The following is a 13120-nucleotide window of genomic DNA, read 5'->3' on the forward strand; positions in this document are numbered from 1 at the left end:
TTTCAGCCCGCGAACTTTTCGACGTCGGGTAGCGCCCACTTCTTTTGGAAGAACTCCTGTCTCGGTCCATACGCGCGGAACATCAGTTCGAATTCGCGTTCGGGATCGGTCGGCACCCAATTCGATTCCTTGCCAGACGGCGCTTTGGGACCGAAATAGATGTCGATCGAACCGTCCGAATTCTTCTGCACTTCGGCGCTGTTGGAAGCGCGGCTGGCGCGGTGCATGTTCTTGACCAGCGCGTGCGTCTGCCGGTCATAGACCGTGACCGACCAGTATTGGTCGATCGGGACGTTCGGCGGCACAGTCAGCCTGTAGGAGTTGGCGCCGTCCAGACTCTGCCCATCCTTCGACTTCGGTGTCAGCAGGTAGAATTGGCCGACGCCAAGCCTTTTGATGCCGATATAGCCGAGCGTATAGATCATACCGCGCCAATCCAGCGGATAAGAGTCCAGTTCGGCATAGCGCGCGGACATGGCCTTCGCGAGTTCCGGCACTCCACCCGGGCGCCAGCTAGTGCCGGGATAGAAGACTTCCCAGCCCGCTTCATAGCGCGCATCAAGCCACGCCTTGGCCTCGACAGCCGCTGCATCGAGGATGTTGCGCGTCTTGCCATCCGGCTTGTACGGCTTTCCCTTCTCGATGCCGAGTGTCCGAAGCTGGTCGATCATCGCGCGATCGCGCTCCAGCCAAGTGTCCCTTTGCACCACCCGGTAGAGGTTCTCGAAGAATGTGGAATCGAAGCGAATGGTGGAATCGAACAGGACGTCTTTCGCGTCCGTGAACGCCGTCGGCGGCGGATTTGCCGCCGCGGACAGCGGATAGACCTTCAGCTTCTTGCCGTAGGAGATCGCCGCCGCGACATCCGGATCGCTATGGCTTTTCAGGTTCGAGCGGATGAGGGCGTATCCCTCGAAAGTATCGGACTGAAGCGGCGTAGTTCCTGCCGGAGACGGGCCGGCGTAGCCTGGCGGCAGAATGACGAATTTCCCTCCTGCTCCCTTGTCGACGCCGAGCAGCCCGGCGTCTTCGAGCGGCATCTGCCAGATCGTGACGATGTTGGCATTGAGCGAACCGCTCCCGTCGGCCGCAGGGACCTCGATGACGATGGGCCCGTCATGCGTGTCGAAGAACGTGATGAAATAGATGGTGTCGGGGTTCGGCGTCAGCGTCTGGTTCATCCAGTCGAGTGCACGGCCCCAATAGACGACTTCGCCGACCCGCGCCTTCGTCTTCGTCAGCATTTCCTGCCGCATCAGTTCGTAGTTCACGACGGGCATGCCCCAGATCACCGCCTCAACGGCGCGGCTTTGCTTGAGCCGATCGCCGGGCGACTGCGCCGGGGCAGGGCAAGCTCCTGATATTGCGATCAGCATCGCTAGGAGAAGGGTGGCTTTTTTCACTGTCTGGTCTCCCCGGCCGGACTACGGCGTCACGATGTTGAACCAGAACGGCGGCTTTTCGAACAAGCCCACGAACTCGGTCACCGCTTCCTTTCGGCCCTCGACCCTGATGTCTCCCGCTGCGATGGCCTTGTCCGCCGTGATCTCGCCGGTCTGGATGCGGTCGAATGTGGCCTTGGTCAGCGTTAGCTTCGCTTCCGTCGCTGTCGGCTTCTTCGAGTAGTTCAGCACGCTGTTCTCGACGATCAATGCGTAGGCTTCCTTCAGGTCGCTGAAGTCCATCGTGACCGAAAGCCTCTTGCCTGCCGCCTTCTGCGCGTCGAGCTGCACGGCGAGATAGTCGAAAGTCATCTCCGGCGGCATCGCCCTGATCGTGTCGGGTCCTGCGGTATCGATGCTGCCGGCGCTCGGCAGCCCGTTCCGAAGCTCGAGCGCGCCCTGAAGGTATACCGAACGCCACGGCCCGGACTCCGCCTGGTAGCCCATCTGCTCATAGCTGTCCGCCAGAAGCTCCTTTGCTTCCTTGTTGTTCGGATCGGCAAAGACGACATGCTTCAGCGCTTCCGCGACCCAGCGATATTCCCCCTTGTCGAAGTCCGCCTTCGCTTTCTGCAGCACCGAAGTCGCGCCACCCATGTAGTCGACGTACTTCTTCGCGGCATCTTCAGGGGGTAACTGGTCGAGCGTCGTCGGATTGCCGTCGTAGAAGCCCATGTAGAACTGGTACACGGCGCGGCTGTCGTGCTTCAGCGAACCGTAATAGCCGCGGTTGAACCAGGCCTTGTCGAGCTCGGGCGGCAGCTTGATCATGTTGGAGATCTCGACCCCGGTGTAGCCGCGGTTCATCAGGTTCACCGACTGGTCGTGCATGTACTTGTAGAGGTCACGCTGCTTCTTCCAGTACGCGATGATCTTGTCGTTGCCCCACATCGGCCAGTGGTGGGCCTGAAATTTGACGTCCGTCCCCTCGCCGTAAAGATCGATGGTCTCGTTGATGTACTTGGCCCAGTTCAAGGCATTGCGAACCTGCGCTCCCCGCAACGTCAGGATATTGTGCATCGTGTTCGTGGTGTTCTCGGCCATCCACATCGCCCGGAACTGGGGCAAGTACGTGTTCATCTCGGCCGGCGCTTCCGTGCCCGGCGTCAGTTGAAACACCATGCGCACTCCATCGACGGTGATCTCCTCGCCCGTCTTCTTGATTTCACGCGTGGGCAGAATGAGACCCGAATTGCCGTGCCCGACGGTCTGACCGAGGCCGGCGTTGACACCGCCTTGTGGGTTGCGGGCCAGCAGAGGCCCGTACATGTAGATGCCGCGGCGGCCCATCGCATTGCCGGCGATGACAAACTCGCTGATGGCGTGCTCGGTGAAGTTCTGCGGCGCGAAGATCTGGACCTTGCCCGACTTGACATCTGACTCGTCGACGAGACCGCGCACGCCACCGAAATGGTCGCCGTGGCTGTGGCTATAGACCACGGCCAGGACGGGACGCTTGCCGAGGTGCTGGCTGACGATGTCGTAGGCCGCCCTGCCGGTTTCGAGATTGCTGCCGGTGTCGAGGATGATCCAACCGGTGTCCCCCTGCACGAAGGTGACGTTGGCAAGGTCGTAGCCACGGACCTGGAAGATGCGCTCATGGACCTTGAACAGGCCATACTGCATGCAGAGCTGCGCGTTGCGCCAAAGGCTCGGGTTCACGGTGTCGGGCGCGGGCTTGTCGACCCCGATGTACTTCTTGTAGCTCTCCAGATCCCAAACGATGCCACCCTTCTCGTCGCGGATCGTCAGCGTCTCGGGCTTCGCGATGAGCCCACGCGTGGCGTTCTCAAAATCCTCCATGTCGTCGAAATTGAGGTACTTCCGGAGCTCATCGTTGGCCGCCTTCGTAGCCTCGGTCGCGGGCTTCGGCTGAATACCGGTAGACACCGCTTGCGCCTCGGCCGGAGCGGTGAGGCCAGTCGGAAGACCGAGAAGAGCCAACGCGGACCCTCCCGCGACGATCTCTCGGCGGTTGACGTTCGGACTTGGTCGGCCGGCACCTCGATGCGTCATCATCTGCGTCCTTGCGGTTGTCGGGCAGAGACGGCGAAGGATTCGCGGAAGCCAGGCACTTCTTGCGTCCGGATCTCCTCGGCCGCTCCGAAATTACTGGCAATAGTCCCAGAAGCCCTGTGTTCGGGAAGGATCCGTGTAGTACCAGCACATGCCGGGCGCCGGCGCGGCACCGGCCCACGCCGCTGCAGTCGCGGCGGTGACGAAACCGATCGCGGCACCTGCGGCGATGGCGCCACCAGCGGGCCAGCGATACCATCCGGGACGCGCCCATCCGCCGCGACCCGCGACCGCTGTCGTGCTGCGGACGGCAACGTTGCCGCGCGGTCCGACGGCGACCGTTCGACCGCGATAGGCCGACCCCCGCGGGCCGACGACGGCGCCGCCTCGATGTACGACCGCCCCGCCCCTAGGGCCGACGACCGCACGCCCTCCCCGTGCGGCGGCTCGCACCTCGATGGCATGAGAAGTTAGATCTGAAGTATGGAAGGCCGTTGGCGGCGGCATGGGAGCCGCCGCTGCCTGATCTAGCGATGAGACGGCCAGGGATATTGTGAAGAGTGGGATTGAGACTGAACGAAGGACAGCGCCGCAAACAATGTCACGCATGCTTCCAATTCCCTCCGGGCTCGCCCGCGCCGAAAAAAACTCTTCTAGCGAGCATAGTTAGCCAAGGTACGCGTGAGCAGCTTAGACTCGGACACGACCGCGGCGTTATGCGAATCGTGCCAAATCGTCAGGGATGAGAGGACGTTTTTCGATCGGACAGCTTCTTGCGAGCGTTTCGGTGAAGCGTCTCGCGAGGATATTCACCGAAGAGCGCCCGATACTGCTGCGCAAATCGACCGAATTCCAGGAAGCCGAGTTCGGTCGCGGCATCGAGGACGCCGGTCTCCCCGGGACTTGCTTGTCGCAGGCGCAGATGGACCATGGACAGCCGCTTTGCCCTCAGAAATTCGATCGGTCCGATCCCGAGGGCCTCGTCGAAGGCGCGATACAGGGTTCGTCGCTTGAGTTTGAGCTTCTCGCAGATCTCGGAGACGTGGACGGCCCGATTGCCGTTTTTCTGGAGGTATCTTTCGACGTCGTGCACGATCCTCGTCGACGACGGGACGGGGCGCTCCCTGCCGGCCCCCGGCTCCATCGCGACGGGACCGATAAAGGCGTCAAGGACCGAGCGCTTCCAATATTCCGCGGCCGCCCCTTGAGGGATGCCGCCATGTTGCAGCCGGCCCGCGAGCAGCGCCAATAACGCGCCGAGCGCGCCAGTGCGGCGATCGGTGAAGCGGAAGTGCCTGCGTTTGGTCCAGAACTCCGGATCCGAGACCTGCTCCTCGGCCGCGAACAAGTCCGAAATCTCAGCGGGGTCGCACATCACGCCTGCGAACCGTGCAGCGCCTTCGTAGAGCCTATCATGCTCGGCTCCGGGCGGATGCATGAGGACGTCTCCCGGAAAGACGGCGTCGCCTAGACTGCGAGATCCTCCGGAGCAGGAGAGAAGGGTCCCCACAACGACCTTGTCCGGGCTGAATACGCCGGTGGCGCGTACGCCGAGGGAGAACTGTCCGCGACTGAACGCGATGTCCTCTATCCGACCGTGCAGGATCTCGCCGGAAAGCCTTCCCCGCCCGAGTTGGACGATTTCGATCTGGGAGTTGCCGATCGGGTTCTTCAGATTTTCGATGCTGTTGAAGCGCTCGGTGCGCAACCGAACATCGTCTTGCGTCGTCCAGGCCCGTCCCACCTCGCCTCTCCCTAACGATAGGTCGCGTCGTGTCGTGGCGATCCCGCGCACGGCGAGTTCGCTCGTCCTGAAGTCTCGAAGTCTCCGTTCTGGAGGTGGGGCAGCAGTCCAAGCCTGGCCCCTCGCCGAAGCGCTACGGTGCGGCGTCTGCCGGCGGCATGAGCATCTCCTCGCAGGGAATTTCCCTGCGACACGTATTCGTTGTTCTTGCTGGCGGGGTAGACCTTAGGGGGATTAACCTATGTTGGCAATAAGCCCGTTGGTCGCAGCATCGGCTTTCAGCGGGTGCAGGCTGATCCAGGACGGGGGGCGCTCAATTGATTAAATTCCGGCGGCGCCAAAGCGAGGCCGCCGCTTCCTTCGGCTAACGCTGCACAGTCGATGGAGACGGCCTGGCTCAACTTCAGACAATCGCCACAAAGTTCTCCGACACGCTCCCACAGTCAGTCCCAGCCAAGGCCGCAATGTCCCAATATTCGCTCGATGTATTGCGTCGGCGCTATGTCGTCGAGAAACGACCACTCGAGGCCAGCGTCGAGCAGATCCTGCGAGCTGACGGCCGCGCGGGAGCACGTGCCATCCTGGCCTCGATCGATAAGCGGCGCTTCGAAAACAGGTCCGAAGGGCAGCGCCTCCGCAAGATGCTCCGCTTCGAGACCTCTCTCTGGGCAAGCGGCCTTCATGCCGTGGCAGGCGTGGACGAGGCCGGAATGAGTCCTCTTGCGGGGCCAGTGTCCGCGGGTGCGGTGATTCTGAAACCCGGCACGCGGATCGTCGGGGTCGACGACTCGAAGAAGCTCGACGCCGCGGCACGCGAGGAACTCGCAAAGGAGATCAAGGCAAAGGCTGAGAGTTGGTGCGTGGCGTTCGTCGAGGTCGAGGAGATCGACGTGATCAATATCTATTGGGCAGGCATTCAGGCCATGCAGCGCGCGGTCAGGGGACTGGGATTGACGCCGCAGCACTTGCTGATCGACGCGAAGCGATTGAAGGAGGTCGATATCCCTCAGCAGGCCATCATCAAGGGCGACGCCAAGTCCGCGAGCATCGCTGCTGCGTCTATCCTTGCGAAAGTCGAGCGCGACAGGGTCATGCGGACGCTCGACGTCCGTCACCCCGGCTACGGCTTAGCGGATCACAAGGGCTACCCGGTGCCAGCTCATTACGAAGCTCTCGCCAGGCTCGGCGCATGCGCAGCTCACAGGCGATCGTTTGGACCTGTACGCAAGGCTCTCGGGTTGCCGCCCCTGCCGCCGTGGCCTTCAGCAGCCGAGCGCGCGGCCGGTTGACCGGGCGCGGACGTCTCTTCTCGGCGGCGCTATCTTCGCGACGAACTCTTTTCGCGAACGACATCCTTGGCCTTTTTGTCGGACCGCAGGCCGAGATAGACCGGCTGGCGCAGCTCTCCCTTGCTGGTCCACTCCGCGAACTTCACCTCTGCGACCAGTGAAGGACGGACCCACGTCGTGACCTGCTCATCCTTTACCTTGGCGGGAAAGGGCGACTTGGGCGTCTTGAGCTTCAGGAGCTTGCCGTGAAGCTCTCCGAGAACCTGGTGGCTGAAGCCGGTGCCGACGTGGCCGATGTACCGCCAGGCTTCGCCTTCGCGTACCGCCAGCACAAGGGCGCCGAAGAAGGGCCGGGTTCGCCTGGGCGCGGTGAACCCGGCGATCACCACCTCCTGCCGCTGCGCCGTTTTCACCTTCAGCCAGTCGGCGGTCCGGCGTCCGGACGCGTACGGGCTGTCGGCGCGCTTGGCCATGATGCCTTCGAGATGCCTTCGCTCCGCTACTGCGAAGAACTTCGTCCCCTTGCCTTTGCGGTGCTTGCTGAACGCAATCAGCTTGTGGCGCGGCAGGATGCTCTTTAGCCGCTTCTTGCGCTCGAGAAGCGGCAGCGCGCGCAGATCCTCACCGTCCGCGAACATGAGGTCGAACGCGCAGTACAAGAGCTTGGCTTCATGGCGCAGGGCGTTCTGAAGCAGTTGGAAATGGGAGACGCCGTCTTTGCCGATCGCGACGAGCTCGCCATCGATCACGGCGTCCGCCTTCACGCCCTCTAGCGCTTTCGCGACCTCGATATAGGAGTGGCTGATGATCTTCCCGTTACGGCTGTAGAGCGCGACCCGACCACGCCGGATTTCCGCAACCATGCGGAAACCATCGAATTTGTCCTCAAAAACCCAATCGGGATCGTCGAACGGCGCATCGGTCAACGTGGCCAGCATGGGCTGCAGGCTAAGAGGCAAGGTCGATTGTCGGGCCATGGCAGGGGCTCACTATAGGGCCGGCAAAGGCCGAAACGAGGAGGATGGAAGGCGAACCCGCGCGCTGTCGCCGGCCACAACCGGTCCCCCGGCCCGGACTACGCCCAGCACCCCGGATTTGAACGCAGGGCCCGTTTCCGCCGACGAGAGCACCTGTCGCTTGAGGCCGGCTCGGAAGCGGTCGATGAGGACGCAGGGCGTCCGGAGGCCCGTCAGCTCGACGACCGCGGACGGCCCGAGCTCGATCAAGGTCCCGAGTGGCATCCGTTCGAGGTCCAATCCGGCGGTGGTGACGTTCTCGCCGAGGTCGCCTGCGCCAACCTCGAAGCCAGCTTCTAGGAGGGACGGGAAGAGTTCGGACGGGATCAAGTGGACTTGCCGGAGATTGGGCAGGCGGGGCCGGCGGCGTGCCAAATAGCGGTGCCGGACGAAAGGGCCGGCGTGGGCGTCGCCTTCCACGCCGTGGCCTTGCACCAGGATTATGCGCTCCTGAGTTGGTTTGCTGAAGTGGTGCCCGCGATCGGCGGCGACCGCCACGACCCTGCCCGCGAGCGCCAGATCGTGCCCCTGCGACATCAGGCGGCGCGGGCGAACGAGCGCCGCTTCTGACGCAGATAGCGCGTGATCTCCGGGAGCGTCATCGCGTTCAGGACCCGGTCGGCAGGGACACCGCCCTTGCGGGCCATCTGAACGCCCCAGTGCATGTGGTCGAGTTCTGGGATCGAGTGCGCGTCGGGATTGATGCTCAGCATACAACCGAAGTCGAGGGCCGCCTGGTGCCAGCGCCAGTCCAGGTCGAGCCGCCATGGGTGGGCGTTAATCTCGACCACAACGTCGTGCTTGGCGCACGCCCGCAGCACCTTCTCAACGTCAATCTCGTAACCGGGCCGCCGCTGAAGCTGCCGCCCTGTCATGTGGCCGATGATGGTGGTGTGAGGATCGGAGATGGCCCGAAGCAGGCGCTGCGTCTGCGCCTTGCGATCCAGCTTGAAGCGCCCATGAATGCTGGCGACCACGAAATCGAAGCGCTCCAGAACGTCGTCGTCATAGTCGAGCGACCCGTCCGCCAGGATGTCGGACTCGATACCCTTGAGGATCCGGAAGTCCTTGCCGAAGCGCTTGTTCAGTCGATCGGCTTCCCGGTGCTGCTGCGCGATCTCCTCAACGGAGAGACCGCCGGCATAGTGGGCAGACTTGGAATGGTCCGCCACGCCAAAATACTCCAAGCCCCGCTGGCGCGTGGCCTTAGCCATGGTCTCCAGGGTCTCGGTGCCGTCGGAGGCATCGGTGTGGCAGTGAAGGATGCCGCGCAGGTCCTGGTCGGTGACGAGCTTAGGGAGCTTGCCTTTCAGAGCCGCCTCGATCTCGCCGCGCCCCTCCCGGAGCTCAGGGTCGATGAAGGGCAGACCGAGGGCGCGGTAGATCTCGGCCTCCTCGCCGACGATCGGCGTGCGGCCCCTGTGCAAGCCGTCGGCGTCCAACCGCAGCCCCTTCTCGGCCGCCAAGGCTTGGAGCTGCTCGATGTGGCCGGCGGAGCCGGTGGCGAAGAGAAGGGCGGCGCCGAAGTGCTTGCGGTCGGACACTCGAATTTGCAGCCCGTCGGCCGATGGCTGCGATGACTTGTCCTGCTTGGCAGCCTCCGCAACGATCGCGAGATCACCGACGAGTTCGCAGCCGCGGCGGAAATCGCCGGCGATCGTCACCCGCTTGAGTTCGGGACGGGACTTGCGAATCGAGTCCTTCGCATGCGCGAGCAGCGCGGCGGCGCGGTGCAGGTGGAGGCGGCCTTCTCCGCTTTTGGCGATCGCGAGGTTCTGCAGGATCTTGGTCTGCAGCGCGGTGCCGAGTCCTTTCGCCTTCTTGATGCGGTCTTCCTTGGCGGCGGCCTCCAACTCCGACAGCGAGGCGATGCCGAGATCTTTGTACAGGCGCAGCACTTTCTCCGGACGAAGGCCGGGTACAGCGAGCATCTCGAGCACGCCCCCAGGAATCTCCTTCCGTAGCTTTTCGAGGCTGGGATGACTGCCCGTCTTGTGAACCTTGGTGATGATGTCGGCAATAGCATCTCCAACGCCCGGGATCTCAGTAAGTCGATCTTCGGCGATGAGAACGTCCAGAGGAACCGCTAGGGCCGCCAGGCTGTCGGCCGCCCGAGAGTAGGCTTTCGCCCGGTAGGGATTGCCGCCTCGCAAGGCGGTGCGCTGCGCGTACTCTCGCAGAAGACTTGCCACTCCGCGCGCGTCGAGCGAAGGCATCAGCCGGCCTCCCTATGCGAGCTTTGCAGCGCCGCCGGAGCAGGGCGTCCGCCAGAGCGGTCACTTGGCCGGCGATCGAGAGAGGCCTCGAGCTTCTGAGCTGCGCGAAAGTCCTCAAGGTGCTGAACATTGGGACCGTAGGCAGCCTCCTTCTTGAGGAGATTGTAGATCCGGCCGGCCACCAGTTGCAGATGTTTCATCCTGCCCCGCGGCATGGATCTGGCTTTGCAGAGAGCGCGGAGGGCATAGGCGCGGAAGTAATCGAATGCGTCTGACATGATGTCAGTAAACGCCGGTTCTCGGTGGGAGTTCGATGGGCTCGGCGAAGACTGGATCGCCCGTCGCGGCCCGGCGCAAATGCGCGAAGAGTGCGGTCCCCGGAACTCCTCGCCGCCTTCGAAGTTGCGAGACTCGTTGATTGAGGTAGGTAGACTGCCCGCCGTCGGCCCCAACCCAGCGGCGGGTTTTTTGTGAGTTGAGTAGCGTGGCAAAGCGTACAAAGGCGCCTCGGGCCGAAAAGACCGAGGTCCCTACAATGCCGGGGTTCATCCAACCCCAGTTGGCGACCCTGAAGATCAAGGCACCTTCGGGATCCCAATGGATTCACGAAGTCAAATACGACGGCTACCGGATCCAGCTCCGGATCGACGGTGACGACCGGCGGGCCTACACCCGCAACGGCTACAACTGGATCAGCAAGTTCTCTAGGATTGCGGCCGCCTTCGAGATCGAAGGACAGGCGATCGTCGACGGCGAGGTTGTCGTCATCCTTGATGGGCGCACGAACTTCTCCGAGCTGCAGGCAGACCTCGGCAGAGGCGATCAGGATCGACTGGTCTACTTCGCTTTCGATCTGCTTTGGCTGGACGGCAGAGATCTGCGCAAGGAGCCGCAGATTGAGCGGAAGAGGCTGCTCAAGGATCTGATTGAGCAGCGCGACTTCAAGGAGCCCGTCCTCTATAGCGAGCACCACGAAGGGGACGGCCAGGCACTGTTCGCGGCAGCCAGCAAGCTGAATTACGAAGGCATCGTCTCCAAGCGGGTGGATGCACCATACCGATCGGACCGGGTGGAGGCCTGGCAGAAGATCAAGGTCGTTCAGAAGGGCAAGTTTCCCGTGGTCGGCTTCATCAAGGACCCATCGGGCGTGGCCGCGCTCTATCTGGGCAAGAAGGAAGGCAAGGATCTGGTCTACATGGGAAAGGTCGGGACCGGATGGAGCCGAACCACCTCAGCGCAGATCCGCAAGGCGCTCGACACCGTGGTAAGCCCGAAGCAAAAGCTGACCAAGGCCATCAGAAAGCCGAAGGCCACTTGGGTCGAACCCAAGTTCTATGCCGACATTGAGTACCGCGACATCACCTCCGAAGGTCTGCTGCGGGCCAGCTCGTTCAAGGGGCTGAGCAAAGGAACGCGCCGATCATAGCCGCGTTTTCCTGCGGAGTATGTGGAGTACCGGCATGGATCCGGAAAGGCGAGTTGCGAAGGCCTTGGAGGACGCACAAGGCATCTTGGCCCGGCATGTCGAGCCCGGCCCCAGAGATTGCGAGCAAACCATAAACAAGCTGCTCGATGTGCTCGACGACGAAGCTGTCGTGCAGGCCCTCAAGGATTCGAAGATGGAAAAACCCACTGTAGGACAACTCGACGAGCTCAAGAGGCTCAGTGCAATCGCGCGCGTGCCGGACGAATCGGAGATCGTGACTTCGAAGGAAGAAGCCGACATCCGGATCCGCGATCTGAAAGACAAGGCGCGGATGGAATGAGCCCCGAGAAGCCGATGAATGGCGTGCAGCCCGAACGCCCCGAGGATGACGTCCAGCGCGAAGAGCTCGGTCCCTGCGGCGTGCCCGGCAAGGAAAGCTCGGCGAAGATGACGCCGCAGCGCGAGAAGAAGACGCCGAAGGACGTCGATACCGGACATCCGGCATGAACTCGATGGACACGTTCGATCCCGATATGCCGTGCCGCGTTCACGATGGTCTCAACGACCAGATCATCGAATGGAGCCCTCAGTGGGCTTCGATGTACCGCGAGCACGCGTCGAAATGGGATGAAGGCATCATTTCCTGGGACGGCCTTTTGCTTGACGGGTGGGCGCCCATCGTTCCGAGCCATCCTTGCGGTCACTGAAGCGTCCCAGCGAAGCCGGCCCGGAACTCGCGATTCCTTGCGGCGTTGCACCTCATCAAACATTCGCAAGAGGAGGAGCCCGTGGCGGCAGCGAAGAAGAAGACCGCGCGTGGACGCGAGCAGGACCGGGCTCGCGTCGCCGAGGGGCAGGACTACGAAGTCCGCTACGAAGCGAAGAAGACCGGCCGCTCCGCATCGGCGGTGAAGAAGGCCGTCATGAAGGTCGGCAACAGCCGCAAGCGCGTCGAGAAACGTCTCGGCCGCTAGGCTTCCCTCAAATCCGGCCGGAGAACCGTGTGAATGCGGTCAGTCTCTGCACGGCTGGCTCTCGACGTCCTGCATGTAGATCTGGGTCCGCAGGAACGCGATCTCGTCTTCGAGAGCGGTCTGGGCAACGCGAGGAAGGCGGTAGCTCTTCGACCGACGGACTTCTTGGAACGTACTCCGTCGTTCAGCTTTTCCCACGCCAAGACATTCAGCAAAGCGCTGGGAAAGGTCGGGAGGAGATTTCGATGAAAGCGACGGCATGGGCGATGGCGTTTGCATGCGCTGCCTTAGCATCGGCCGTCTCGGCGCAACCGGTCAGGTGGACGACCTACAGCATCGCCCAGACCGGCACATCGGTCGACTTCCCGTCCTCGATCTTCACCGAGGAGGCGGGTCGACTGGATGGCTACGGTCAGCGCTTCCGGACCGCCGACGGCCGCGCCGACATCACGATACAGTCCGCCCCCAATGTTGCGAACGATTCGCCGGCTGCGTTCCTCGCCAAAAAGCATCCGCCGCCGCGCATTCAGTACAAGCGAGTGACGCCTCGCTTCTTCGCGGTTTCTAGCTACAAGGGGGACAAGGTCTGGTACAACCGCTGCAACTTCGCCGGCCGGCTGGTTCATTGCGTGCTGATCAACTACCCCGCCAGCGAGGAGCACGACTGGGACGACATCGTCACGCGCATCAGCCTGTCACTTCGCAGCAAGTAGTGGTCCGAAGCGGGATCCGCTCTGATCGGATCCCCGGATTCCTACGGTCCGATCGCTCCGTGATCGTTTACCATCGGCGTCTATATATTCGCCGATGGACATCGAGTATGACCCCGAGCGCGAGGCGGTCGCGGCGATGAAGCTCGCTGCGGAGGCCGATGGAGCCGAACGGCAACGCTGGATCATGTTCGCGCTGGCGTGGCAGGAGATTGCCCGAGTCCCCGGTCCGTCGCCCGCAGGCAAGCCCGAACCGGCGGCTTAGCCACGACTTGGCGGGCACTCGG

At 62.7% G+C, this 13120-nt stretch carries 14 protein-coding genes; 8 read left to right on the forward strand and 6 right to left on the reverse strand.

The window, feature by feature from the left end:
* Positions 1 to 2 precede the first annotated feature (2 nt).
* The 3 genes from I6F17_RS09540 to I6F17_RS09550 form a co-directional block, all read right to left on the reverse strand.
* The gene (locus I6F17_RS09540; protein ID WP_225126082.1) at positions 3 to 1403 is read right to left on the reverse strand and encodes a DUF1254 domain-containing protein; all 1401 of its coding nucleotides are present in this window, start codon (positions 1401 to 1403) and stop codon (positions 3 to 5) included.
* Between the two features lie 21 nt (positions 1404 to 1424).
* Positions 1425 to 3386 carry an alkyl sulfatase dimerization domain-containing protein gene (locus tag I6F17_RS09545; protein WP_225126081.1) on the reverse strand — a complete coding sequence of 654 codons (1962 nt, stop codon included), beginning with the start codon at positions 3384 to 3386 and terminating at the stop codon, positions 1425 to 1427.
* 808 nt (positions 3387 to 4194) lie between these two features.
* Entirely contained in the window at positions 4195 to 5202 is a 1008-nt protein-coding gene (locus I6F17_RS09550) for a helix-turn-helix domain-containing protein (protein WP_225126079.1), read from the reverse strand.
* 464 nt (positions 5203 to 5666) lie between these two features.
* Between I6F17_RS09550 and I6F17_RS09555 the strand changes: the two genes are divergently transcribed.
* Positions 5667 to 6491, forward strand: coding sequence for a ribonuclease HII (locus I6F17_RS09555; protein ID WP_225126077.1), 825 nt, complete (start codon positions 5667 to 5669; stop codon positions 6489 to 6491).
* Between the two features lie 29 nt (positions 6492 to 6520).
* Here the strand turns inward: I6F17_RS09555 and ligD (I6F17_RS09560) are convergent, their stop codons facing one another.
* The 3 genes from ligD (I6F17_RS09560) to I6F17_RS09570 are packed head-to-tail and all read right to left on the reverse strand — an operon-like array spanning position 6521 to position 9723.
* Positions 6521 to 7468 (reverse strand): non-homologous end-joining DNA ligase, encoded by a 948-nt coding sequence (gene ligD / locus I6F17_RS09560; protein WP_225126075.1) that lies wholly within the window; start codon positions 7466 to 7468, stop codon positions 6521 to 6523.
* A gap of 12 nt (positions 7469 to 7480) precedes the next feature.
* Complete coding sequence (locus I6F17_RS09565) at positions 7481 to 8044, reverse strand: MOSC domain-containing protein (protein ID WP_225126064.1); 564 nt, start codon at positions 8042 to 8044, stop codon at positions 7481 to 7483.
* Positions 8044 to 9723, reverse strand: coding sequence for a DNA polymerase/3'-5' exonuclease PolX (locus tag I6F17_RS09570; RefSeq protein WP_225126062.1), 1680 nt, complete (start codon positions 9721 to 9723; stop codon positions 8044 to 8046). Before I6F17_RS09570 ends, I6F17_RS09565 begins: the two co-directional genes overlap by 1 nt.
* A 535-nt stretch (positions 9724 to 10258) precedes the next feature.
* On the opposite strand from I6F17_RS09570, the gene ligD (I6F17_RS09575) reads away from it, so the two are divergent.
* The 7 genes from ligD (I6F17_RS09575) to I6F17_RS09605 all read left to right on the forward strand — a co-directional run bounded on the left by ligD (I6F17_RS09575) (position 10259) and on the right by I6F17_RS09605 (position 13098).
* A complete protein-coding gene (ligD, locus tag I6F17_RS09575; RefSeq protein WP_225126060.1) occupies positions 10259 to 11149 on the forward strand; it encodes a non-homologous end-joining DNA ligase in 891 nt (296 codons plus the stop codon).
* Between the two features lie 34 nt (positions 11150 to 11183).
* The gene (locus tag I6F17_RS09580; protein ID WP_225126057.1) at positions 11184 to 11489 is read left to right on the forward strand and encodes a hypothetical protein; all 306 of its coding nucleotides are present in this window, start codon (positions 11184 to 11186) and stop codon (positions 11487 to 11489) included.
* Complete coding sequence (locus I6F17_RS09585; protein ID WP_225126055.1) at positions 11486 to 11656, forward strand: hypothetical protein; 171 nt, start codon at positions 11486 to 11488, stop codon at positions 11654 to 11656. The genes I6F17_RS09580 and I6F17_RS09585 overlap by 4 nt, the downstream gene beginning before the upstream one ends.
* The gene (locus tag I6F17_RS09590) at positions 11653 to 11856 is read left to right on the forward strand and encodes a hypothetical protein (RefSeq protein ID WP_225126053.1); all 204 of its coding nucleotides are present in this window, start codon (positions 11653 to 11655) and stop codon (positions 11854 to 11856) included. Before I6F17_RS09585 ends, I6F17_RS09590 begins: the two co-directional genes overlap by 4 nt.
* An 81-nt stretch (positions 11857 to 11937) precedes the next feature.
* Positions 11938 to 12123, forward strand: coding sequence for a DUF3606 domain-containing protein (locus I6F17_RS09595; RefSeq protein ID WP_225126051.1), 186 nt, complete (start codon positions 11938 to 11940; stop codon positions 12121 to 12123).
* Positions 12124 to 12368: 245 nt separating this feature from the next.
* Positions 12369 to 12836 (forward strand): hypothetical protein, encoded by a 468-nt coding sequence (locus I6F17_RS09600; RefSeq protein ID WP_225126049.1) that lies wholly within the window; start codon positions 12369 to 12371, stop codon positions 12834 to 12836.
* Between the two features lie 94 nt (positions 12837 to 12930).
* Positions 12931 to 13098, forward strand: coding sequence for a hypothetical protein (locus I6F17_RS09605; RefSeq protein WP_225126048.1), 168 nt, complete (start codon positions 12931 to 12933; stop codon positions 13096 to 13098).
* Positions 13099 to 13120: the final 22 nt, after the last annotated feature.

This window comes from Bradyrhizobium sp. NBAIM18 (assembly GCF_020193825.1).
In the GTDB taxonomy this organism is placed as follows: Bacteria; Pseudomonadota; Alphaproteobacteria; order Rhizobiales; family Xanthobacteraceae; genus Bradyrhizobium; species Bradyrhizobium yuanmingense.